The sequence below is a fragment of the Pseudomonas sp. Z003-0.4C(8344-21) genome, from assembly GCF_900104975.1.
Lineage (GTDB): Bacteria > Pseudomonadota > Gammaproteobacteria > Pseudomonadales > Pseudomonadaceae > Aquipseudomonas > Aquipseudomonas granadensis.
The window spans coordinates 1,911,570-1,935,340 of sequence record NZ_LT629756.1; the positions used below are offsets into that span (position 1 = coordinate 1,911,570).

Below are 23,771 nucleotides of genomic sequence, written 5' to 3' on the forward strand. Positions count from 1 at the left end.
CGATGGCGAGGCTCGCGCACGCGCGTTGGTCTGATGACCGAACCTTGAGTTGCCGCAAGCCCGGCAATCTTGAATAATCGCGCTCAACTGAGAATTACTTGCAGATACTCATGACTCCTGTTTCCGTTGGCCAGCCACGCATTCTTTCCATCGAAGACGATCCGGTGCTCGGTGCCTACGTGCATGAACATCTGGGCCGCAGCGGCTTTCAGGTGACCTGGTGCCAGAATGGTGAGGAAGGCCTGAACATCGCCAGGGACCAGCCGTTCGACGTGGTGCTGATGGACATTCTCTTGCCGGGGCTCGACGGCTTGAAGCTGCTGACGCAATTGCGCCAGAGCCATTCCACCCCGGTGCTGCTGATGTCGGCCCTCGGCGCCGAGGCTGATCGCATCAGCGGCTTTCGGCTCGGCGCCGATGATTATTTGCCCAAGCCGTTCAGCATGGCCGAGTTGCATGTGCGCATCGAAGCGATCCTGCGCCGCGTCGCCCTCGATCGCCGTCCGGCGGCGGCTGCGCTGCCAGCGGCAAGCGGGGCGCTGCGTTTCGACGATGAGCAATGCGAGGTGTTTTTCCGCGAGCAGGCCGCCGGGCTGACCCGCAGCGAATTCCGCTTGCTCGACACCCTCAATCGCAACGACGAGGAAGTGCTGAGCAAAGCCTTCCTTTATCAGCATGTCCTGCAACGCGGCTATGCCGCCCACGACCGCAGCCTCGACATGCACATCAGCCAGATCCGCCGCAAACTCAAAGCCATCGGTTACACCGAGCGCGAAGTGCGCACGGTTTGGGGCAAGGGCTACGTATTGAGTGGCGCTGATGAAACGCTCTGAACTGCCGGGGCGGCATTCGCTGTTCTGGAAACTGGCTCTGCTGCTGGTGGCGTTCTGTTTGCTGATGATCTGGCTGAGTTGGTCGTGGGGTCGCTACATGGAGGAGCGCAATCAGTTCCTCTCTGACAACGCGCGCGCAACGCTCAGTCGCTATGCGGCGCAAGCGGAGCAGGCTTGGCAGCACGGCGGCCGCCACGGCGTGGATGACTGGCTGCAAAGCATGGAATTGCGCGAGGCCAGTTGGGTCGGGGTGATTGGCGGCAATTTGCAGTCGCTGAGCAGCGAGCCGTTGAACGAGGCAGAAGTGCAGCACCTGACCTTTCTACGCGGCCTCGACTGGCCTATCCACAAAAAGGGCCGACCGTGGCTGCGCGTGCCGTTTCCCAAAGAACCGTCCGCCGGCATCCTCGTCATCGAGTTGCCGGAACGCTTTGTGCCGGGCAAATACCGGGTGTTCTGGCGCGTCATTACCAATGGCGTGATTCCCGGGCTGTTCACGCTGTTGTTGTGTGTCGGCCTGTACCGTTTGCTGGTGGTACCTCTGAACAACCTGCGTGAACAGGCCAACGCCTGGCGCGCCGACCAATTGAATGTGCGCCTGTCGAGTGGCATGACCCAGCGCCCCGACGAACTCGGTGAGCTGGCCCGCGCATTCGATTCGATGTCCGAACGCCTGCAAACCACCGTCGCCGTGCAACAGCAGCTGTTGCGCGATTTATCCCATGAACTGCGCACGCCGCTGAGCCGCCTGCGCGTCGCCAGTGAAGGCGAGCAAGGGCTGCCACAGTTGCGCGAACGCATCGGCCGCGAGGTCGACGGCATGCAGCGGCTGGTCGAAGACACCTTGCAACTGGCCTGGCTCGACACTGACCGCACGCCACTGCCCGACGAAGCGATCCAGATTCAGGCCCTCTGGGAAATGCTTACCGACAATGCCTGTTACGAAAGCGGCTGGCCGAGCTTGCAGTTGCAATGTTCGGTCGATGCGTCGTGCTGGGTACGCGGCCATCTGAATACCCTGGCGCAGGCGCTGGAGAATATTTTGCGCAATGCGATTCGGCATTCGCCCGAGGGCGCAATTGTCCGGCTCGATGGACAGCGCGATGGCGATTATTGGCATTTGTGGCTGGAGGATCAGGGCGGCGGTGTGGCTGAAGCAGATCTGGAGCGGATTTTTTCACCGTTCATCCGACTCGACGGCTCGAGGCCAGGGGATGGCGGGTTTGGTTTGGGCTTGAGCATTGCGCGCAATGCGGTGCAGCGCCAGGGCGGGTTGCTCTGGGCCGAGAATGCCGTGGCGGGATTGCGGTTGAATTTGCGCTTGCTGGCGGATGATGGTGTCGCCAGTTCTGACGCCTTCGCGAGCAGGCTCGCTCCCACATTGGAACTCGGTTCGCCTCAGGTTGTGTGAACAACGCGCGTTCCGTGTAGGAGTGAGCCTGCTCGCGATGTAGTCCATCCATGGCTTCAATACCGCTGGGTTGACGGAGCGCTCGCCTTTTTCTGTGTGACATTTCCCAAGCGGCACCAGCGGTCATTTCAGGCTTCCTGAACGGTTTAGGCTCGTGCCTCACCTAACCTTCAAGGAATTGCGCATGACTGTATCCAGCCTTACTGGCAGCCCGGATGGCGAACGTTTCAACGAAGTGCTCGCGCTGATTCACAGTTCCAGACATAAGGCCATGCAAGCGGTCAATACACAACTGATTGAGCTTTATTGGCAGGTGGGGGCGCATATCAGTCTCAAGATCGCGCGGGCGGAGTGGGGGGATTCGGTGGTGGGTCAATTGGCCGATCATTTGGCCATGACACAACCAGGGTTGCGCGGTTTTACTCGTTCGAACCTGTTTCGAATGCGCCAGTTTTATGAGACTTATCACGCCGAAGAGAAAGTCGCACCACTGGTGCGACAATTATCCTGGTCGCACAATCTGGTCATCTTCAGCCAGTGCAAACGACCCGAGGAACGCGCGTTTTACGTAAGAATGGCCGTTCAAGAGCGATGGTCCAGACGTGAGCTGGAGCGGCAGCTGAAAACAGCGCTGTTTGAGCGAAGCGTCACCGATCCGGCAAAAGCCTCCGCCGCACTTAAACAAGCCCACCCGGCAGTACTCGAGATCTTCCGCGATTCCTACATGGTCGAATTTCTAGATCTGCCCTCTGCTCATTCCGAAACCGATCTGCACCAGGGACTGCTATCCCGCCTCAAGGAATTCCTGATCGAACTTGGTCGCGACTTCTGCTTTGTCGGTTCCGAATATCCGCTGCAAGTCGGCGGCCGGGATTTCTCACTCGAACTTTTGTTCTTCCACCGAGGGCTCAACTGCCTTGTAGCCATTGAACTCAAGGTCGGCCGTTTTGAGCCGGAATACCTCGGCAAGCTGGATTTCTATCTGGAGGCGCTCGATCGCAACGTGCGCAAGCCTCACGAAAACCCGGCGATCGGAGTTCTGCTTTGTGCGAGCAAGGAAGACGAGGTGGTCGAGTACGCTCTCAATCGTAGCCTCTCGCCTGCGCTGATTGCGCAATATCAAACCTGTTTGCCGGATAAGCAGTTGCTGCAAGCCAAGTTGCATGAGTTCTACGCACTGGATACCGCCCACATGGAAAACACTGACTAGCGTGCGCTTATTCCCATAAACCATAAGCACCGCACTTTGCGTGATATGGCCTGCGCGGGTTTGCCGGTATGATAGGCGCCCCCGCACGTCTGGATTGCGAATACGCCATGACCCTGCAGTACCCAACCATCGCCGATTGCGTCGGCAACACGCCGCTGGTGCGTTTGCAGCGCCTGCCCGGCGCTACCAGCAACACCCTTTTGCTCAAGCTCGAAGGGAACAACCCGGCGGGTTCGGTCAAGGACCGTCCGGCGCTGTCGATGATTACCCGTGCCGAGTTGCGCGGGCAGATCCACGCCGGCGATACGCTGATTGAGGCCACTTCCGGTAACACCGGGATCGCCTTGGCCATGGCGGCCGCGATCAAGGGTTACAAGATGATCCTGATCATGCCGGACAATTCCAGCGCCGAGCGTAAAGCGGCGATGACCGCGTATGGCGCCGAGTTGATTCTGGTCAGTCAGGAAGAAGGCATGGAAGGCGCGCGCGATCTGGCGCAGCGCATGGAAGCCGAAGGCCGTGGCAAGGTGCTCGATCAGTTCGCCAATGGCGACAACCCCGAAGCGCACTACACCACCACCGGTCCCGAAATCTGGCGCCAGACCCAGGGCAGCATTACCCATTTCGTTAGCTCCATGGGCACCACCGGCACCATCATGGGCGTTTCGCGCTACTTGAAAGAGCAGAGCGACAGCGTGCAGATCGTCGGCCTGCAACCGATGGAAGGCTCGGCCATTCCCGGCATCCGCCGCTGGCCGCAGGAATACCTGCCGAAGATCTATCAGGCCGACCGCGTCGACCGCATCGTCGACATGGCGCAAAGCGAAGCCGAGGACGTCACCCGTCGCCTGGCCCGCGAAGAAGGCATCTTCTGCGGCGTGTCTTCGGGCGGTGCGGTGGCAGCGATGCTGCGCTTGTCCAAAGAAGTTGAAAACGCGGTGATCGTCGCGATCATCTGCGACCGTGGCGACCGTTACCTGTCGACCGGCATTTTCGACGCGCCCAACTGATGGCCAAACACGAGAGAGGCCTGCGCTTCCAGCCCACCGGCGGTAGCAAGGCCGCACAAATCCCGACCGGCAAAAAGCAGCGTTTGAACATTGAGCGCCTGGCCAATGACGGTCGCGGTATCGCATTTTTCGAAGGCAAAACCTGGTTCGTCCTCGGCGCGCTCGCCGGCGAAGAAGTCGAGGCGCGAGTGCTTGGCGCCCACGGCAAAGTCGTCGAGGCGCGCACCGAGCGTGTGTTCAAGCCCAGCGACTTGCGCCGCCCGGCACCGTGCCCGCATGCCGGTCGCTGCGGCGGTTGCAGCGTGCAGCACCTGCCCCACGACGAACAGCTCGCCCTGAAACAGCGCATGCTCGCCGAGCAATTGTCGCGCGTTGCCGGCGTTGAGCCCCAAGAATGGGCCGCGCCGTTGACCGGTCCGGAATTCGGCTATCGCCGTCGCGCGCGGATTGCGGTGCGCTGGGACATGAAGGCAAAGCAACTTGAAGTGGGTTTCCGCGCCGCCGGCAGTCAGGACATCGTGGCGATCAGCGAATGCCCGGTGCTGGTACAGCCCTTGCAACCGATAATGACCCGTTTGCCGGAGATGCTGCGTCGCTTGAGCAAGCCGCAAGCGCTGGGGCATGTCGAATTGTTCAGCGGCTCGTCACTGGCCGTGTTGCTGCGGCACATGGCGCCGCTCTCCGAAGCAGATCTGACGATCCTCAAGGATTTCTGCCAGTTCCATGAGGCGCAATTGTGGCTGCATGGCGACGGCGAACCGCAACCGGTCGACGCCAGCCAGGCGCTGGGCTATCGCCTGGAACAATGGGACCTTGATCTGGCCTACCGCCCCGGCGACTTCGTTCAGGTCAATGCCGGCGTCAACGAGGCGATGGTCGCTCAGGCGCTGGACTGGCTGCAGCCGAGGGCCGAGGAACGCGTGCTGGACCTGTTTTGCGGTCTCGGCAACTTTGCGTTGCCCTTGGCCCAAAGCGTGCGTGAAGTGGTGGCAGTCGAGGGCGTGCAGACCATGGTCGAGCGTGCCGAAGCCAACGCCGCCAGTAACAATTTGCATAACACAAAATTTTTTCAAGCCGATTTATCCCAGCCTTTGAGCGATGCCCAGTGGATCGGAAACGGCTTTTCTGCGGTACTCTTGGACCCACCCCGTGACGGTGCTTTCGAGGTGGTGCGCAAGCTGGCGAGCCTGGGTGCCAAACGGCTGGTGTATGTGTCGTGCAACCCTGCAACTCTGGCACGCGACACGGTCGAATTGATCAAGCAGGGCTACCGGTTAAAACGTGCCGGGATTCTCGATATGTTTCCTCAGACGGCACATGTCGAGGCCATGGCGTTATTTGAAGCGAGCCAGGATGGCTCGTCTGAATCCGTCTGATCTGTCCGTGCCGCGCTCGCCTGAGCCCCGCGAGCGCAACCGGGCGATGAGGATCAGCGATTTGACGCATTGAATCTGCGTCGTAGGGAAGGTAAAGCGACATGGTACAGGTGAGAGCACACCAGCCGATCAACACCGACGGCAGTATCAATCTCGAGGCTTGGCTCGATCATGCGGTCAGTGTCGATCTGGCACTGGATCGCGAAGCCTTGAAAGAAGCCTGTGAGTTCGCTCGCGAGGCGGAGCAGCAATCCAACGCGAAAAAGAATCTGTGGGCCGAGGGCTCCGGCAGTTTCAGCACCGGGCTTGAAATCGCCGAGATCCTCGCCGACCTCAAGCTCGATCAGGATTCGCTGGTCGCGGCGGTCCTGTATCGCGGCGTACGCGAGGGCCAGATCGAACTCGCCGCCGTCGGCCAGCGTTTCGGCCCGGTGGTGGCCAAGCTGATCGACGGCGTGCAGCGCATGGCCGCCATCAGCGCCAGCCTCAGCCCGCGCCAGTCGATGGTCATGGGCACGCAGGGGCAGGTAGAGAACCTGCGCAAAATGCTCGTGGCCATGGTCGATGACGTGCGCGTCGCGCTGATCAAACTGGCCGAACGCACCTGCGCGATCCGTGCGGTGAAAACCGCCGACGACGAAAAACGTAACCGCGTCGCCCGTGAAGTCTTCGACATCTATGCGCCGCTCGCGCACCGCCTCGGCATCGGTCATATCAAGTGGGAACTGGAGGATTTGTCCTTCCGTTACCTGGAGCCCGATCAATACAAACAGATCGCCAAGTTGCTCCACGAGCGGCGGCTGGACCGCGAGCGTTTCATCGCTGACGTGATGACCCAGCTCAAGGACGAATTGCAGGCCACCGGTGTCGAGGCCGACATCAGCGGGCGGGCCAAACACATCTATTCGATCTGGCGCAAAATGCAGCGCAAGGGGCTGGAGTTCAGCCAGATCTACGACGTGCGTGCGGTGCGCGTGCTGGTTCCGGAAATGCGCGACTGCTACACCGCGCTGGGCATCGTCCACACCTTGTGGCGCCACATTCCGAAAGAATTCGACGACTACATCGCCAACCCGAAAGAGAACGGCTACCGCTCGCTGCACACTGCGGTGATCGGCCCGGAAGGCAAGGTTCTCGAAGTACAGATCCGTACGCACTCGATGCACGAAGAGGCCGAGCTCGGCGTTTGTGCACACTGGCGCTACAAGGGCACCGACGTCAAATCCGGCTCCAACCACTACGAAGAGAAAATCTCCTGGCTGCGTCAGGTCCTCGAGTGGCATGAAGAGCTGGGCGACATCGGCGGGCTGGCCGAACAGCTGCGTGTCGATATCGAGCCGGACCGGGTCTACATCTTTACCCCCGACGGTCACGCCATCGACTTGCCCAAAGGCGCGACGCCGCTGGACTTCGCCTATCGCGTACACACCGAGATCGGCCACAACTGCCGTGGCGCGAAGATCAACGGGCGCATCGTCCCGCTCAACTACAGCCTGCAGACCGGTGAGCAGGTCGAGATCATCACCAGCAAGCACGGCACGCCGAGCCGCGACTGGCTGAACTCGAACCTCGGTTACGTCACCACGTCGCGGGCACGGGCGAAAATCGTGCACTGGTTCAAATTGCAGGCGCGCGACCAGAACGTCGCGGCCGGCAAGACCCTGATCGAGCGCGAACTGACCCGTCTCGGCCTGCCGGCGGTGGACTTCGACAAGCTGGCCGACAAGGCCAACATGAAAACCGCCGAAGACATGTTCGCCGCCCTCGGTGCCGGCGACCTGCGACTGGCGCAACTGGTCAACCTCGCGCAGCAACTGGTCGAGCCGGAGCGCGGCAACGAGCAGCTGGAACTGATTCCGCGCAAGGCCACCGGCTACAAACCGGGCAAGCGTGGCGACATTCAGATCCAGGGCGTCGGCAACCTGATGACGCAGATGGCCGGCTGCTGCCAGCCACTGCCGGGCGATGCGATCGTCGGCTACATCACTCAGGGCCGCGGCGTGAGCATTCACCGTCAGGACTGCGCCTCGGTGCTGCAACTGGGGGGGCGCGAGCCAGAGCGGATCATCCAGGTCAGCTGGGGACCGGTGCCGGTGCTCACCTATCCGGTGGACATCGTCATCCGCGCCTACGACCGTTCCGGTCTGCTGCGTGACGTCTCGCAGGTGCTGCTCAACGAGCGCATCAACGTGCTGGCGGTCAACACCCGCTCGAACAAGGAAGACAACACCGCGTTGATGTCGCTGACCATCGAGATTCCGGGCCTGGACGCGCTGGGGCGCTTGCTGGGGCGGATTTCGCAATTGCCGAACATCATCGAAACGCGGCGTAACCGTACCCCGTGAAGATGACTCTGATCCCATGTGGGAGCTGGCTTGCCAGCGATGCAGACAACTCGGTCTCTCAGGAGAATCGAGGTGATGCAATCGCTGGCAAGCCAGCTCCCACAGGGTTTTGTGGTGAGACTGAGAAATGATGTACAGCCTTGAAGACCTGCTCCACCTGATGTCCCGCTTGCGCGATCCGCAGTTCGGTTGCCCGTGGGACATCAAGCAAACTTACGCCACCATCGTTCCGCACACCCTTGAAGAAGCCTACGAAGTGGCCGACGCCATTGAGCGTGGCGATTTCGATCACTTGCAGGGCGAGCTCGGCGATCTGCTGTTTCAGGTGGTGTATTACAGCCAGTTGGCCAAGGAAGAAGGTCGCTTCGAATTCGCAGGGGTGATCGACAGCATCACCCGCAAGCTGATCCGCCGGCATCCGCACGTATTCCCCACCGGCGATCTGTACGCGCCGTTCGACGTGCCGCGTCTGAGCGAAGAGCAGGTCAAGCAGCGCTGGGAGGAAATCAAGGCTGAGGAGCGCGCCGAGAAATCCGCAGCGCCCGAGCAACTGTCACTGCTCGACGATGTGCCGTCCGCGCTGCCGGCATTGTCGCGTTCGGCGAAATTGCAGAAGCGCGCCGCGCAGGTCGGTTTCGACTGGCCGGACGCCTTGCCGGTGCTCGACAAGGTGCGTGAAGAGCTCGACGAAGTGCTCGAAGCCATGTCCGAAAACGACCCCGTCGCGGTGGCTGACGAGATCGGCGACCTGCTGTTTTCCGTGGTCAATCTGGCCCGCCATTTGAAAGTCGATCCGGAAACCGCATTGCGTGGCGCCAACGGCAAGTTTGAAAGACGTTTCCGTTTTATCGAACAGGCATTGCGCGACACCCACCGTCCCATGGAAGATTGCACCCTCGAAGAGTTGGACGCCCTCTGGGGCGAAGCCAAACGTCAGGAAAAGAATGTGCCCGGCTGCGGCTGAGCCACTGCCCAAGTGAGTAAGCACCATGAGTATTTCCCTTCGCGACCAGTTGCTCAAAGCAGGCCTGGTCAACCAAAAGCAGGCCAAGCAGGTCAGCAAGGACAAGCAGAAGCAGCAGCGCCTGGCTCACAAGGGTCAGATCGAACTGGATGACTCGCAGCAGCGCGCCGCCCAGGAAGCCATGGCCGAGAAGGTCAAGCGCGACCAGGAGCTGAACCGTCAGGCGAAAGAGAAGGCCGAAGCCAAGGCGCGTGCCGCGCAGGTCAAGCAATTGATCGAAGTCTCGCGTCTGCCGAAGCTGACCACCGAGGACTACTACAACTTCGTCGACGACAAGAAGGTCAAGCGCATCTCGGTCAACACGCTGATGCGCAACAAGCTCAGCAATGGTTCGCTGGCAATCGTCCATCATAACGGCGGTTACGAAGTGATCCCGCGTGAAGCGGCGCTGAAGATTCAGGAGCGCGACCCACAGCGCATCGTCCAGCTCAACGTGAAGACCGAAGAGGTCAGCACCGAGGACGATCCGTACGCGGCGTACCAGATCCCGGATGACCTGATGTGGTAATCCGCTGAAAGCTACAACGACAAACCCCGCTCATGGCGGGGTTTGTCGTTTTCAATGCTGTGGTGGCTTCAGGAGGAGCGGGCGTCGCGTTGCTGCTCTTGGACTTCGAGTTCGGCCTTGTAGTTGTGGGCATCGACTTCGCTGTGGAACATGCCGACCAGCAAGTCTTGTTGATGCACATCCCAGATGCGGATACCGGCGGCTACGCCTTCGTGGGACATGTGTGAATCGTCGCGTTCAGTTACTTTTACAGTCATCTGCTAGCTCCAAATCTCAGGTTGTCTGCAGCAAGGCCTGTGCAGGACTCTGTTATAGAATTTGTTAGTCAGCTAAGTAAACGGCCGATTCGCGCAAGGTGTTGTTGCGTATTTTGCAAGAGTGCTGCAGCCCGCGTAATCCGCGACATTCGGTCGCAGGGCGTTTGGTTTCATGACAAACGTTTCATCTCCAGCGCACCGCAGAACCCCTGTGGGAGCTGGCTTGCCAGCGATGACGTCGGCACAACAAACATCTTCGTTACCTGACACTCCGCTATCGCTGGCAAGCCAGCTCCCACAGGGATCAGAGGTGTGCTGGGTTTTCTGCAGGTTAAAAAAAACGCCCCGAACCAGTCGGGGCGTTTTCATGTGCGGCTCAGCTGCGGGGAATTACTTGCCTTCCCAGCGCTTCAGCACCAGCGTGGCGTTGGTGCCGCCGAAGCCGAAGCTGTTGCTCATCACGGTGTTGATGGTGGCGTTTTCGCGGGTCTTGGTCAGCACCGGCAGATCGGCCACTTCAGGGTCCAGCTCGTCGATGTTGGCGGAGCCGGCAATGAAGTTGCCTTCCATCATCAGCATGCAGTAGATCGCTTCGTGAACGCCGGCGGCGCCCAGGGAGTGACCGGACAGGCTCTTGGTCGAACTGATCGCCGGAGCCTTGTCGCCGAACACTTCACGCACACCTTTCATTTCCGCAACGTCACCGACCGGAGTCGAGGTGCCGTGGGTGTTCAGGTAGTCGATCGGGGTGTCGACGGTGGACAGCGCCTGCTGCATGCAACGGATCGCGCCTTCGCCACTTGGGGCAACCATGTCGTAGCCGTCGGAAGTCGCACCGTAGCCAACGATTTCCGCGTAGATTTTTGCGCCGCGGGCCAGAGCGTGTTCCAGCTCTTCGACCACGACCATGCCGCCACCGCCCGCGATGACGAAACCGTCACGGTCGGCGTCGTAGGCACGGGAAGCCTGTTCAGGCGTTTCGTTACGCTTGCTGGACAGCGCGCCCATGGCGTCGAACAGGAACGACTGGCTCCAGTGTTCTTCTTCACCGCCGCCGGCGAAGACGATGTCCTGCTTGCCCATCTGGATCTGTTCCATGGCGGTACCGATGCAGTGAGCACTGGTGGCGCAGGCAGAAGCGATGGAGTAGTTCAGGCCCTTGATCTTGAACGGGGTGGCCAGGCAAGCGGAAACGGTGCTGCTCATGGTCCGCGTCACGCGGTACGGACCAACGCGCTTCACGCCTTTCTCGCGCAGGATGTCCAGTGCTTCCATCTGGTTCAGCGTGGAGGCGCCACCGGAACCGGCGATCAGGCCAGTGCGCGGGTTGGACACTTGCTCTTCGGTCAGGCCGGAGTCAGCAATGGCGTCTTTCATGGCCAGGTAGGCGTAAGCCGCTGCGTGACCGACGAAGCGATAGATCTTGCGATCGATCAGTTCTTCAAGGTTGAGGTCGATGGAGCCGGAAACCTGGCTACGCAGACCCATTTCGGCGTATTCCGGGTTGAACCGGATGCCAGGGCGGCTTGCACGCAGGTTAGCGGAGACGGTCTCTTTGTCATTGCCCAGGCACGAAACGATGCCCAGACCAGTGATAACGACGCGGCGCATGCGAATAACCCTTAGAAGTTGTCAGTGGAGGTGAACACGCCGACGCGAAGGCCTTCGGCGGTGTAGATTTCGCGACCGTCGACAGTCACCGAACCATCGGCGATGGCCAGGTTCAGCTTGCCCTTGAGGACGCGTTTGATATGAATGTTGTAGGTGACTTTCTTGGCGGTCGGCAGGACCTGGCCGAAGAATTTCACTTCGCCCGAACCCAGCGCACGGCCGCGGCCCGGCAGGCCTTGCCAGCCGAGGAAGAAGCCGACCAGTTGCCACATGGCGTCCAGACCCAGGCAGCCCGGCATCACCGGATCGCCTTCGAAGTGGCACGCGAAGAACCACAGGTCAGGGTTGATATCCAGCTCGGCGACCAATTCACCTTTGCCGTACTTGCCGCCTTCTTCGCTGATCAGGGTGATGCGATCCACCATCAGCATGTTCGGGGCGGGCAGTTGCGCGTTACCTGGGCCGAACAGCTCACCGCGACTGCAGCGCAGCAGATCTTCCCGAGTAAAGGCGTTTTGTTTGGTCATGCGAGCTCCTCAATAATCCCATGCGGCAGGTGGGGCAAATCTTCCCGACCGTTCGAAGCGTTCATGCCTCGAACCGGCAGCCTACTCATAGACTATTGCGTTGTGGTGAAAGTCACAGCACCAAGGACATGAATGTACACTTGTGCACTGAAATTTTTATTCAAGCCCCTTTTAGGGCTCGTTCGGGTGCCTAAGACTGCCGCACTTTCGCTTTTCACGCCAGTCGCAGATGGTCGAAAGGCCCACGTTACGACACCCAGCGCTGCAGAATCTGCTGCAGATCATTACGTTTGAACGGCTTCGCCAGATAATCGTTCATCCCCGCCGAGAGGCAGGTTTCGCGGTCGCCCTGCAAGGCGTTGGCGGTCAGGGCGATGATCGGCACCTCGCTGCGTCCGGGCAGGCGGCGGATCTGCCGCGTAGCCTCGTAGCCATCAATGATCGGCAAGCGGCAATCCATCAGAATCGCTTCGAAGTCGGCGCTCTCGGCACTGCGCACCGCTTGCGCGCCATCGGTGGCGACGCTGACCGCAAAGCCCAGGCTGCGCAGCATCGCTTCGATCACCGTCTGGTTCACCGGGTTGTCTTCGACCAGCAGCACGTGGCGGCCTTCGCCGTGTTCCCTGGCGTTGAGTGCACGCGGCGCGGCCAGCGGCGGCAAGGCCTGCTTGTACAGCGCCAGGGGGATTTCCAGAGTGAATACCGAGCCGCGACCTTCCTCGCTTTGCGCGCGCAACGTGCCGCCCATGCGCTCGGCCAGCGTACGGGCGATCGGCAAGCCGAGACCGGTGCCACCGTAACGCCGGGAAATCGAGCTGTCGGCCTGCTGAAAAGCGTTGAACATCAACTCCAGACTTTCCGAAGAGATACCGATGCCAGTGTCGCGCACCGAGCAGGTGAACCACAGCAGTTCGTGATCCAGCGATTGCCACTGCGCCTCGATGCTGACACGGCCCTGTTCGGTGAACTTCAGCGCGTTGCCGACCAGATTGACCAGAACCTGCCGGATCCGCGTCGGATCACCCTGCACCTGAAGGCCGCGCAGGTCATCGGGGATGCGCAGGTTCAAGGCCAGGCCACGTTGCGCCGCGCTGTGCTGGAACGACTGGGCGCAGGCGCCGATCAGTTCGGCAAGGTTGAACGGAATGTGCTCAAGCTCCAGTTCCGAACGCTCGATGCGCGAGAAGTCGAGAATGTCGTTGATCACCTTCAGCAGGTGTTCGGTGGACTCCGAGGCGAGGGCGGCGTATTCGACCTGCTCCTCGGTCATCTCGGTGGTTTCAAGTAACTGCAGCATGCCCAGCACACCGTTCATGGGGGTGCGCAGTTCATGGCTCATCATCGCCAGAAAGTCGGATTTGGCGTTGTTGGCCTTTTCTGCCTCTTCACGGGTCTGGATCAGCTGCGCCATCGCCTGATGCTGCTCGCGGCTAGCCTGTTCCAACGCCTGGGCAAGGTTGTTGATGTGTTGCGACAGGGCGCCGAGTTCGGTGTCGTCGACTATCGGCAGCGGGGCTTTGTAGTCACCGTCCTGGATCGCCTTGACCGCATCGCCGATTTCACGGATCGGCTGCGACAGACTGCCGGCCAGGCGCCGCGCCAGCACAAACGTGAAGAGCAGGGCGAACAACGCGAGAATGGCGGCCTTGAGGAGGATTTCCTGTTGGCGCTGACTGAACGCATCGTTGGACAGACCGACGATCACCCGCCCCAGATAATCCTCGCCGGTCCCGCCATTGCTGACTTTGCCATCCTGGAAAAAATCATTGTGCAGAGCGATGCGTTGCAGGCGCACCGGTGCCTGGAACACTTCGACCTGATGCGGTCGGCGGTGCGCATCGGCGGGTTGCTCGACGTAGACCAGAATCCGGTTGGCGCTGTCCTGGACCTCAAGAAAACGCACGTTGGGCGTAGCGAGTGTGGCTTTGAGCAGGCTTTCCAGCACCTCGTTATTGCCGGAAATCACTCCGTATTCCGTGGCGGGCGCCAGTTGATTGGCAATCAACTGGCCGGTGTGAGTCAGCTCCTGACGCAGATCCTGAATCCGCACAAAGGTAAAGAAGCTGATCAACAGCAAGGTCAGCAACAGCGCCGGGCCCAGACTGATCAACTGGGTACGGGTGTTGATGTCCCAACGGCGACGGAAATTCATGGGCGGCGCTCTCCTTCGGCCAGCAGGCTGGCGACAGACACATCATCGGGCGGTTCGATACCCAGAGAACGAGCCACCTGCGCATTACTTGAGACTTTGAAGCGTGCGGGATAGAGCGCTCGCGGCCAACTGGCCGGTGGCTGGTCGAGCAATTGGTCGAGCAGGCTCAGCCAGTCGTGCTGATCGCTGTAGGTGCTGGCGAGGCTGCCGGCCCGGACGAAGGCGATGTTGGGGCCGACCAGTGCCGTCTGCCGCGAGTAGCTGCTGAGCAACAGGTTTTTCGCAGTTTTCGGGCTGTACAGGTCGGGATCGTCGAGGCCGAGCAGCACATCGCTGTTTTTCAGCACGGCTTGCAACGGGCGGCTGTCGTGGATGTTGTCCCAGCGTTGACTGAACACGTGCAGGCCCAACGGTTCGGCGGCGAGGTTGAGTTCCTTGAGGAGAAATTCGCTGTGCTCGCCGAACAGCACACCTACGCGTCGCGCCTGCGGCAGAATTTGCCGGATCAATTGCAATTGCCGGCTCAACGGCGGATCACTCCACAGCAGGCTCAAGCGCGCCGGCTGGCTGCTGCCCAAGCGTTGCCGCGCCTGCAAGCGGCTGATGCGCAACACCAGCGTCGCCGGGCCCTGGGGTTCTTGCAGCCGCCAGTCCAGACTCGGCAGATCCAGCAGAACCAAGCGCAGGCTGGCCGGTAATTTGCCCGGCGCCGGCAGACTGGCCAATGGCTGGAAACGGACGCTGTCGGTCGGGCGCAACTCGCTCAGCGCCTGGACGAAGGCTTGCACGCCGGGGCTGTCTTCGGAGCCGGTCAACAGAATGTCGGCGGCCTGCACCGCGACCCCGTGCAGCCACGCACTGACGAACAGAAACACCCCGGCCAGCCAGTGACTCAGGGTCGGCGTCTTCCGTGACCGGCCGTAGCGCATCCTAGAACTCCAGCTCGGCGCTGAAATACATGACCCGGCGCTCGTCGTAGTTATTGTCGACGAAGGTGTTCGGTTCATGGTCCAGGCGCTGCTGCAACACGCCGGCCAGCTGCAGTTGCGCCTTGCCCAGTGGGATGCGTTTGGCGATACGCGTGTCGACCCGCTCGAAGCGGTAGCCATTGAGCGCGTTGTCGCCGTAATAGAAGAGGGCGCTGTTCCAGCCGTGGCCCCAATCGCGCAGCCAGCCGGCCGAGCCGCTGTTGCGCGAGGTGAATTGCTGATCCAGCGGATTGCTCGCCTCGGCATCGACAAAGGCGTAGGTGATGCGCAAACGGTCGGCGCGGCTCACGCGCCAGTCGAGCTGGGTCTCGGTGCCGCGAAACCGTGAATTATTGGCATTGCTGGCGATGTATTGGTTGTTGCGCAGCGGTTCGCTGATCATTCCGGTGATCTCGTCGTAAAACAGCTTTACGTCGAGCGCCAGACCGATTTCGGCGAAATAACCGTTATAGCCCAGCTCTCGCGAGCGCATGTGCTCCTGATCGAGATCACCCGGGCCACGGGTTTTGACAAAGTAGCGTGCCGAGGATTGGCCATAGGCCGAGGGCCGCAGATTGCTGACCTGATAGCTCCAGTTGACATTGTTCTCGAACATGTCCGGCGAGCGGATCGCCTCCGAGTACACCGCGCGCAGACTGTGGCGCGGGTTGATCAGGTAATTAACGGCGAAGCGCGGGGTCAGCGAATTGCCGACCAGTCGGGTGTCTTCGAACATTGCGCCGCCCTGCAACAGCCAGTGTTCGGTCGCGCGCCATTCCAGTTGGCCGAACGCGCGCCAGGTGGTGTCGTCGAGCGTGCCGTTGAAATAGGTTTCGGAGTCGGCGCGGTCGTAACGGTAGTTCAGGCCGCTGACCAGGCGCAGGCTGTCGGACAGGCTGAGGGTGTCCTGCAGTTCAAGGTCATAGCGCGATTCGCGCGCGCTCTGGTCGATGTCACCGCACAGGGTTCGGCTCGCGCCGTTGCGCCATTGGTCGAGCACCTGATTGGCCAGGGCCATTTCCTGTGGTGTACCGGGTGCCGCGCCGGGGCCGGTGAAACGGGTGATGTTGCGCGCCAGCCGCTCGGTGTAATTGGGGTTGAGTTGCCACAATTGCGTCAGCTCGGGGCTGAACGATACCTCGGCATCGCAGGCGCGCCAGGTTTGCTGACGGTCCCAGTGTTGCGCCGAGCCTTGAACATACAGGCTGTGCTGCGGGTTGATGTCGAGGTTCCAGCGCACCGAGCCGGCGTAATCCTTGGCCACTACGTCCGAATTGTTCCCGGCGGCCGTAATCCCAGAGAACACCGGTTGGTAGGTATATGGCCTTTGGTTGGTGCCGTCCTTGGCGTTGATCTGCCAATCGAGGCTCTGATCATCGCTGAGGGTGTGACTGACGGCGAGGCTCAGGCGATTCAGGCGGCGGCTGTCGCGATAATCGGCGCCGCTGCGATCGCTGTCGAAGCCATCATCTTCCTGACCGGACAACGACAGGCGCAAGTCGCCGCCATTCCAGCTGCTGCCCTGGCTGGCATAAAAGTCATTGATGCCGCGCTGACCGCGGGTGTACTTCAGCCGGGTGCCGTGGCTGTCTGCCGGGTGGCGGGTAATGATGTTGACCACCGCCATCAGCGCATTGGCGCCATAGCTGACGGTATTCGGGCCGCGAAAGACTTCGACGCGCTCGATGTCTTCAATGGCCACCGGAATGTCGCTCCAGTCCACCGTCGCCAGCCCGGCGCGATACACCGAACGACCGTCGATCAGCACCTGCATGCGCCGTGCTTCGCTGGCGTTGGTCCCGTGATAGTTGACCGCGGCCTGATTGCCGCTGATGTTGCCGACCATCATGCCCGGCACCAGGCGCAGCAGTTCGCTGATGTCGCGGGCGCCGCTGGCGTTGATCAATTCGTTGTCGAGTACGGTCATGCTGCCGGGCACTTCTGCGGGCGTTTGCTTCAGGCGCGTGGCCGTCAGCACTTGCGGCAGTGCTTCGCTGTCAACGAACAGGTCATCCGCCTGCGCGGCCGGGCAGACCAGCAGCGCCAGCAACAGGGATGAACGCGAAGGAAGAGAACCGGCGGACACGACACAGCCTTGAAAGCGAAGAATTGGCGCGCATGTTAACCGAGGGCAGCGACTTTTCCAGTTACGTTGCAGGCATTTTCCTAGGTTTTATTGGTCTTCTTCCTACAAGTGTCGGTAATTGTTGCTGGGGCTGGCCGCGACCGGGTCGCCCCGTATAATGCCGCCATCGCCACTGGTATGGATTAACGGATTGCATATGACTGAACAGCGCCCGATTGCGGTCCTGGGAGGCGGAAGTTTTGGTACCGCCGTGGCCAATCTGCTGGCCGAAAACGGCCATCAAGTCCGGCAGTGGATGCGTGACCCCGAGCAGGCCGAAGCCATCCGGTTCAATCGCGAAAACCCGCGTTACCTCAAAGGCATCAAGATTCTCCCGGGAGTGACCGCGGTCACCGACCTGCAGGAAACCCTCGACGCCTGTGATTTGTGCTTCGTCGCGCTGCCCTCCAGTGCGTTGCGCACGGTACTCGCCGCCCACGCCGAGCGGTTGAGCGGCAAGATGCTGGTCAGCCTGACCAAAGGCATCGAAGCGCAGACCTTCAAGCTGATGAGCCAGATTCTCGAAGAAATCGCTCCGCAAGCGCGCATCGGCGTGTTGTCCGGGCCCAACCTGGCGCGGGAAATCGCCGAGCATGCGCTGACCGCCACGGTGGTCGCCAGCGAAGACGAAGAATTGTGCAAAGCGGTGCAGGCTGCACTGCACGGCCGTACTTTCCGGGTTTACGCCAGCGCCGATCGGTTCGGCGTCGAACTGGGCGGGGCGTTGAAAAACGTTTACGCGATCATTGCCGGCATGGCCGTGGCGCTGGAAATGGGCGAAAACACCAAGAGCATGCTGATCACCCGCGCGCTGGCGGAAATGACCCGCTTTGCGGTGAATCAGGGCGCCAACCCGATGACGTTCCTCGGGCTTGCCGGCGTCGGTGATCTGATCGTCACCTGTTCATCACCGAAGAGTCGCAACTATCAGGTCGGTTTCGCTCTCGGTCAGGGCTTGAGCCTCGATGAAGCGGTGTCGCGTCTGGGTGAAGTCGCCGAAGGGGTCAATACCCTGAAAGTGCTCAAGGCCAAGTCGCAGGAAGTCGGCGTCTATATGCCGCTGGTCGCCGGGCTCCATGCAATTCTGTTCGAAGGCCGCACGCTGGAGCAGGTGATCGGTCTACTGATGCGCGCCGAGCCGAAAACCGACGTCGACTTTATTTCCACCAGCGGGTTCAACTGACTCAGCTGTTACACGGACAGGAAGCAAGCCATGCAAGATCCGAAAACCGAAGCCCAGTACGAATCCATCCTTCTGCGGGTGTTGTGGATGATCGTTTACCTGCTGGTCTGGCAAGTGGCGCAGTTCATCCTCGGCGCCGTGGTCCTGGTGCAACTGATCTACCGTTTGATCTACGGCGCGCCGAGCGCCAGCCTGATGAATTTCGGTGACAGTCTGAGCCAGTTTCTCGCGCAGATCGGCCGCTTCGGCACCTTCCACAGTGACCAGAAGCCTTGGCCGTTCGCCGACTGGCCGGCGCCGCGCACCCCGGAAGGCGAAGCGCCGCATGCCGTGGCGCCAGCCGCGCATCCGGTTCGAGATGAGGAACCGAAGCTATGAAACTCTGGGTATTGCGTCACGGTGAGGCGGTGCCTCATGGCTCGAAAGTCGACCCCGAGCGCGAATTGACCGAACACGGTCGCCAGGAAGTCTTGCGTAGCGCGGCGCATTTGCTCGGCCAGCCGCTGACGGCCATTTATGCCAGCCCTTATATACGTGCACAGCAAACCGCGCAGATCGTGCGCGAGGCACTGGGATTCCAGCCGGAGATTCGCACGGTCGAGTGGCTGACTCCGGAGTCCGATCCGGACAAGGTCGCCGAGCAACTGGTGTCGGTGAGCAATGTCTTGCTGGTCAGCCACAACCCGTTGGTGGGCAATTTGCTCAGCTATCTGCAGCATGGCGCCGGACATCCGCCGGAGCGGGTCAGCACCGCTGGCCTGGCCGAGCTTGAGCACAGCGAATTGTTGATTGGTTCCATGACCCTCAACAGCCTGAAACACCCTTAAGCTGTAAACACCGCCCCCTGTAGGAGTGAGCCTGCTCGCGATAGCGGTGTGTCACTCACCGCTGATATTGAATGGCTATCGCGAGCAGGCTCACTCCTACAGGTGAACGCATTCATCTGAAATATTTGTTTGAAAAATCCAACCAAGCACTTGCTTGGTTGACTACGCTTGCTCCAGACCAAAAAAACAGGAGCGAGTCGCATGTCTGCCGCCTTCCGTTTGCCGCTGGACGTGTTCTACGAACGGGAAGCCCGGCACCCGCGCCAGCGCTTTCTGGTGCAGCCGATCGGCGGCGGGCAGGTCGAGACCCTGACGTGGGCCGATGTCGGCCATCAGGCCCGCTGCGCCGCGCACTGGCTGCGTGCGCGTGAATTGCCACCCGGCAGCCACATCGCCCTGATCTCGAAAAACTGCGCGCATTGGATCATCGCCGATCTGGCCATCTGGATGGCCGGGCACGTCTCGGTGCCGCTGTATCCCAATCTCACTGCCGATTCCGTGGCGCAGGTGCTGACGCACTCCGAAAGCGTGATTGCGTTTATCGGCAAGCTTGATGACTGGCCGGGCATGTCGAAGGGCATCCCGGCCGGTTTGCCAATCATCAGCCTGCCGCTGCATCCGCCCGGCGAATTTGATTTCAGTTGGGCTGATCTGCTGAAAAGTTCGCCGATCCAGGACGACCCGCGCCCGCCCGCCGAGCAACTGGCGACGATCATCTACACCTCCGGCACCACGGGTCTCCCGAAAGGCGTGATGCACAGTTTCGCCAATCTCGGGTTCGCCACGACGCATGGCACGCAATTGTTCGGGCTCAACGAGAACGACCGGCTGCTGTCTTACCTGCCGCTGTGCCACGTCGCCGAGCGGATGTTCGTCGAGCTGGCGTCGATCTATACCGGGCAGACGGTGTTCTTTGCCGAAAGCCTCGACACCTTCATCACTGATCTGAAGCGCGCGCGGCCGACCGCGATGTTCGGTGTGCCGCGGATCTGGACCAAATTCCAGATGGGCGTGTACAGCAAGATGCCGGCAAAACGTCTGGATTTTCTTCTTGGTCTGCCGTTTATCGGCAAGCGCGTCGGCCACAAAGTCCTTGCCGGGCTCGGTCTGGATGCTCTGCGCGTGGCGTTGTCGGGCGCCGCGCCAGTGCCGCAGACCTTGCTCGCCTGGTACCAGAAACTTGGCCTCGACGTGCTGGAGGTGTACGGCATGACCGAGGGCTGCGGCTATTCGCACATCTGCCTGCCGGGGCAATACCGGCAGGGCTGGATCGGCAAACCGTGCCCGCAGGTCGAGGTGCGCATCGATGAGTCGGGCGAAGTGCAGGTGCGCAGTCAGGCGACCATGCTCGGCTATTTCAAGGAGCCGCAGAAAACCGCCGAAACCATCACCGCAGACGGGTTCCTGCGCACCGGTGACAAGGGTGAACAGGACGGCGAAGGGCGCCTGCGCCTGACCGGGCGACTGAAGGAAATCTTCAAGACCAGCAAGGGCAAATACGTCGCCCCGGCGCCGATCGAGAACCGTTTGGCGGTGCATTCGCGCATCGAGCAGGTCTGTGTCGTCGGTGACGGATTGAGCGCGCCGTTGGGCTTGTGCGTGTTGTCGAGCGTCAATCAGGAAGAGGGGCGGGCGAGCCTGCATTCGAGTCTGGAAAAGTTGCTGGAAGAGGTCAACGCCGCCCTCGACAAGCATGAACGCCTGCGCCGTCTGGTGGTGGTCAAAGACAGTTGGGCGGTGGAAAACGGCTTCCTCACGCCGACCCTGAAGATCAAGCGCAATGTCATCGAGGACACCTATGGCAGCCGCTTCGAAGAATGGAGCGAGCGCAACGAGGCGGTGCTGTGGCAGGATTGAGCGACGACCAGAACAACAAAAGGAAGTCTGCGATGAGCGTGTGGCGTACCACTCCGAATATCGAGCAGTTGAACGCGATTCAGAAAAACACCATCGGCGAAGTGCTCGACATTCGTTTCGAGGCGTTCGATGACGACTCGCTGACGGCGAGCATGGTCATCGACCATCGCACCCATCAGCCCTACGGCTTGCTGCACGGCGGCGCCTCGGTCGTATTGGCGGAAACGGTCGGTTCGATGGCCAGTTATCTGTGCATCGATGCGAGCAAATTTTATTGCGTGGGGCTTGAGATCAACGCCAACCACTTGCGCGGCTTGCGCAGTGGCCGGGTGACGGCAGTGGCCAGGCCGATCCATATTGGCCGCACCACGCATGTCTGGGACATCCGCCTGACCAGCGATGAGGGCAAGGCCAGTTGTGTGTCGCGTCTGACCATGGCGGTGGTGCCGTTGGGTGAGCAGCCGCCGCTGCGTTGACATTTATCGGGTTCCGTCAGGGCGAGCCCTCACCCCAGCCCTCTCCCAGAGGGAGAGGGGGCCTACCGTGTGGTTTTCGCAATCCTCGTCGACCTGATAAATCGAGTCGAGCTCAGGTCCCGGATACTCCCCCGATCTGCTCCCTTTCCCCTCGCCCCTTGGGGGAGAGGGCTGGGGTGAGGGGGGTGGGGCGATCTAACTGACACCCATCACCCTGGCCAGACTGTCATCATTCCTGGCACTTACAGTCATTGCTGTGAGCGCCGCTCTTACGGACAATCAACGCCACGTTTTCCATCCATGGATTTGCCCAGCATGTCGCAACCGATCTTCTTCGCCCACGCCAACGGCTTCCCTTCGGGCACCTACGGCAAGTTGTTCGCGGCGCTGGCGCCGGAATATCGGGTAGCGCATCTGGAACAGCATGCCCACGACCCGCGTTTTCCCGCAGACGACAACTGGTACAACCTCGTCGACGAACTCATCCATCACTTGCAGCAACAGGATCAGCCAGTGTGGGGCGTCGGCCATTCGTTTGGCGGTGTGCTGCACCTGCACGCGGCGCTGCGTTGCCCCGAGTTGTATCGCGGTGTGGTGATGCTCGATTCGCCGGTGCTGACCCGCACCGATCAATGGGTCATCCGTGCGGCCAAGCGCTTTGGTTTTATCGACCGCTTGACGCCCGCCGGACGCACATTGGGCCGGCGTGAAGAGTTCGCCGACCTCGACAGCGCGCGCAGTTATTTTGCCGGCAAGACACTGTTTCGCGGTTTTGACCCGGAATGCTTCGACGCCTACCTGCACCACGGTTTGCACAAGGTCGGCGACAAATTGCGCCTGCGTTTCGATCCGGCCACCGAAATCAGCATCTATCGCGGCGTGCCGCACACCAGCCCCGCTCATACCCGGCAATTGCAGGTGCCGCTGGCGGTGGTGCGCGGACACAAGAGTCGCGTGGTGATGCGTCATCACACCCGTTTCGTTTCGCGCCTGGCCCAAGGGGAGGCGTTGAGCATGCCCGGCGGGCACATGTTCCCGCTCGAACGCCCGCAGGATACGGCGCGCTTGTTGAAGACCCTGTTCAGCCGCTGGCAAATCCGTCAGGACAAGGACTGCGCATGAGCCCGATCTTCGAAGAAGTGCGCCTGAGCCTGCCGCATATCGAGCTGGCCGCGCATTTGTTCGGTCCTGAGGACGGCTTGCCGGTCATTGCTCTGCATGGCTGGCTCGACAACGCCAACAGCTTTGCGCGTCTGGCACCCAGGCTCAAGGGATTGCGCATCATCGCGCTGGACATGGCCGGGCACGGTCACTCCGGGCACCGGCCGAACGGTGCCGGATATGCGCTGTGGGATTACGCCCACGATGTGCTGCAGGTCGCTGAGCAATTGGGCTGGAAGCGTTTCGGCCTGCTCGGGCATTCCATGGGCGCAATCGTTTCCCTGGTGTTGGCTGGCTCATTACCGGAGCGCATCAGCCATCTGGCGCTGATCGACGGTGTGATTCCGCCTACAGACAAAGGCGAAAATGCTGCCGAACGCATGGGCATGGCCCTGCAAGCGCAACTGGATCTGCGTGACAAGCGCAAACCGGTTTATCCGACCCTCGACCGCGCCATCGAAGCGCGCATGAAAGGGCTGGTAGCCGTGAGTCGGGAAGCGGCTGAGCTTTTGGCCCAGCGCGGCCTGATGCCGGTGCCCGGCGGTTACACCTGGCGCACCGACAATCGCCTGACCTTGCCCTCGCCATTACGCCTGACCCAGGAACAGGCGCTGGCTTTTGTCGCGCGCATCGCTTGTCCGGCGCAGTTGGTCGTGGCGGCCGAGGGGATGCTGGCCAAACATCCCGAGCTGTTGGAGCGTCTGCCCTTTGGCCGGGAACAGTTGGCGGGCGGGCACCATTTGCACCTCAACGATGAGGCCGGCGCGGATCTTGTCGCAGACTGTTTCAATCGCTTCTTCGCCATTCCTTGACTTGCAGCGGGCAACTGTCGAGGCTGGTCGGGTTGAAATGGGAGACGACAACAATGGATTTCTACACCGCTGCGACCCCGAATCACCCAGTCATGCCG

Annotated in this window: 21 protein-coding genes; 15 read left to right on the forward strand and 6 right to left on the reverse strand. The window is 61.0% G+C overall.

Annotation, left to right across the window (positions count from 1 at the left end; genetic code table 11):
• Nucleotides 1-110 precede the first annotated feature (110 nt).
• The 8 genes from BLU24_RS08820 to BLU24_RS08855 all read left to right on the forward strand — a co-directional run bounded on the left by BLU24_RS08820 (nucleotide 111) and on the right by BLU24_RS08855 (nucleotide 9,717).
• Nucleotides 111-833, forward strand: coding sequence for a response regulator transcription factor (locus BLU24_RS08820; protein ID WP_093099302.1), 723 nt, complete (start codon nucleotides 111-113; stop codon nucleotides 831-833).
• Nucleotides 820-2,244: a sensor histidine kinase gene (locus tag BLU24_RS08825; protein ID WP_093099305.1), complete on the forward strand. Its 1,425-nt coding sequence runs from the start codon at nucleotides 820-822 to the stop codon at nucleotides 2,242-2,244. Before BLU24_RS08820 ends, BLU24_RS08825 begins: the two co-directional genes overlap by 14 nt.
• Before the next feature lie 184 nt (nucleotides 2,245-2,428).
• Nucleotides 2,429-3,454, forward strand: coding sequence for a PDDEXK nuclease domain-containing protein (locus BLU24_RS08830; RefSeq protein WP_093099308.1), 1,026 nt, complete (start codon nucleotides 2,429-2,431; stop codon nucleotides 3,452-3,454).
• Nucleotides 3,455-3,561: 107 nt separating this feature from the next.
• Nucleotides 3,562-4,464: a cysteine synthase CysM gene (gene cysM / locus BLU24_RS08835; protein ID WP_163004698.1), complete on the forward strand. Its 903-nt coding sequence runs from the start codon at nucleotides 3,562-3,564 to the stop codon at nucleotides 4,462-4,464.
• Nucleotides 4,464-5,840, forward strand: a complete 1,377-nt coding sequence (rlmD, locus tag BLU24_RS08840; RefSeq protein WP_093099312.1) for a 23S rRNA (uracil(1939)-C(5))-methyltransferase RlmD — start codon at nucleotides 4,464-4,466, stop codon at nucleotides 5,838-5,840. The genes cysM and rlmD overlap by 1 nt, the downstream gene beginning before the upstream one ends.
• Nucleotides 5,841-5,941: 101 nt before the next feature.
• Complete coding sequence (relA, locus tag BLU24_RS08845; protein ID WP_090285304.1) at nucleotides 5,942-8,185, forward strand: GTP diphosphokinase; 2,244 nt, start codon at nucleotides 5,942-5,944, stop codon at nucleotides 8,183-8,185.
• 130 nt (nucleotides 8,186-8,315) lie between these two features.
• Entirely contained in the window at nucleotides 8,316-9,149 is an 834-nt protein-coding gene (gene mazG / locus BLU24_RS08850) for a nucleoside triphosphate pyrophosphohydrolase (RefSeq protein WP_093099314.1), read from the forward strand.
• 25 nt (nucleotides 9,150-9,174) lie between these two features.
• Nucleotides 9,175-9,717: a DUF2058 domain-containing protein gene (locus tag BLU24_RS08855; protein ID WP_090285301.1), complete on the forward strand. Its 543-nt coding sequence runs from the start codon at nucleotides 9,175-9,177 to the stop codon at nucleotides 9,715-9,717.
• 68 nt (nucleotides 9,718-9,785) lie between these two features.
• Here the strand turns inward: BLU24_RS08855 and BLU24_RS08860 are convergent, their stop codons facing one another.
• From BLU24_RS08860 to BLU24_RS08885, 6 genes are all read right to left on the reverse strand, one after another.
• Nucleotides 9,786-9,974: a hypothetical protein gene (locus tag BLU24_RS08860; RefSeq protein ID WP_093099317.1), complete on the reverse strand. Its 189-nt coding sequence runs from the start codon at nucleotides 9,972-9,974 to the stop codon at nucleotides 9,786-9,788.
• Between the two features lie 390 nt (nucleotides 9,975-10,364).
• A complete protein-coding gene (fabB, locus tag BLU24_RS08865; protein ID WP_090285297.1) occupies nucleotides 10,365-11,585 on the reverse strand; it encodes a beta-ketoacyl-ACP synthase I in 1,221 nt (406 codons plus the stop codon).
• Between the two features lie 11 nt (nucleotides 11,586-11,596).
• A complete protein-coding gene (gene fabA, locus BLU24_RS08870) occupies nucleotides 11,597-12,112 on the reverse strand; it encodes a 3-hydroxyacyl-[acyl-carrier-protein] dehydratase FabA (protein WP_003227150.1) in 516 nt (171 codons plus the stop codon).
• A gap of 247 nt (nucleotides 12,113-12,359) precedes the next feature.
• The gene (locus tag BLU24_RS08875; RefSeq protein WP_093099320.1) at nucleotides 12,360-14,264 is read right to left on the reverse strand and encodes an ATP-binding protein; all 1,905 of its coding nucleotides are present in this window, start codon (nucleotides 14,262-14,264) and stop codon (nucleotides 12,360-12,362) included.
• Entirely contained in the window at nucleotides 14,261-15,193 is a 933-nt protein-coding gene (locus BLU24_RS08880) for an ABC transporter substrate-binding protein (RefSeq protein WP_093099323.1), read from the reverse strand. The genes BLU24_RS08875 and BLU24_RS08880 overlap by 4 nt, the downstream gene beginning before the upstream one ends.
• 1 nt (nucleotide 15,194) lies before the next feature.
• Nucleotides 15,195-17,318 carry a TonB-dependent receptor plug domain-containing protein gene (locus BLU24_RS08885; RefSeq protein ID WP_093099326.1) on the reverse strand — a complete coding sequence of 708 codons (2,124 nt, stop codon included), beginning with the start codon at nucleotides 17,316-17,318 and terminating at the stop codon, nucleotides 15,195-15,197.
• A gap of 196 nt (nucleotides 17,319-17,514) precedes the next feature.
• Between BLU24_RS08885 and BLU24_RS08890 the strand changes: the two genes are divergently transcribed.
• The 7 genes from BLU24_RS08890 to BLU24_RS08920 all read left to right on the forward strand — a co-directional run bounded on the left by BLU24_RS08890 (nucleotide 17,515) and on the right by BLU24_RS08920 (nucleotide 23,673).
• The gene (locus BLU24_RS08890; RefSeq protein ID WP_093099329.1) at nucleotides 17,515-18,540 is read left to right on the forward strand and encodes an NAD(P)H-dependent glycerol-3-phosphate dehydrogenase; all 1,026 of its coding nucleotides are present in this window, start codon (nucleotides 17,515-17,517) and stop codon (nucleotides 18,538-18,540) included.
• Nucleotides 18,541-18,570: 30 nt separating this feature from the next.
• Nucleotides 18,571-18,918: a DUF4389 domain-containing protein gene (locus tag BLU24_RS08895; RefSeq protein ID WP_090285288.1), complete on the forward strand. Its 348-nt coding sequence runs from the start codon at nucleotides 18,571-18,573 to the stop codon at nucleotides 18,916-18,918.
• The gene (gene sixA / locus BLU24_RS08900) at nucleotides 18,915-19,367 is read left to right on the forward strand and encodes a phosphohistidine phosphatase SixA (protein ID WP_093099332.1); all 453 of its coding nucleotides are present in this window, start codon (nucleotides 18,915-18,917) and stop codon (nucleotides 19,365-19,367) included. Before BLU24_RS08895 ends, sixA begins: the two co-directional genes overlap by 4 nt.
• A gap of 201 nt (nucleotides 19,368-19,568) precedes the next feature.
• Nucleotides 19,569-21,224: an AMP-binding protein gene (locus BLU24_RS08905; RefSeq protein WP_093099335.1), complete on the forward strand. Its 1,656-nt coding sequence runs from the start codon at nucleotides 19,569-19,571 to the stop codon at nucleotides 21,222-21,224.
• Nucleotides 21,225-21,256: 32 nt separating this feature from the next.
• Nucleotides 21,257-21,700, forward strand: a complete 444-nt coding sequence (locus tag BLU24_RS08910; protein WP_093099337.1) for a hotdog fold thioesterase — start codon at nucleotides 21,257-21,259, stop codon at nucleotides 21,698-21,700.
• A gap of 315 nt (nucleotides 21,701-22,015) precedes the next feature.
• On the forward strand, nucleotides 22,016-22,822 hold the full coding sequence (locus BLU24_RS08915) for an alpha/beta fold hydrolase (RefSeq protein ID WP_093099340.1): 807 nt from the start codon (nucleotides 22,016-22,018) through the stop codon (nucleotides 22,820-22,822).
• Nucleotides 22,819-23,673, forward strand: coding sequence for an alpha/beta hydrolase (locus tag BLU24_RS08920; RefSeq protein WP_093099343.1), 855 nt, complete (start codon nucleotides 22,819-22,821; stop codon nucleotides 23,671-23,673). Before BLU24_RS08915 ends, BLU24_RS08920 begins: the two co-directional genes overlap by 4 nt.
• Nucleotides 23,674-23,771: the final 98 nt, after the last annotated feature.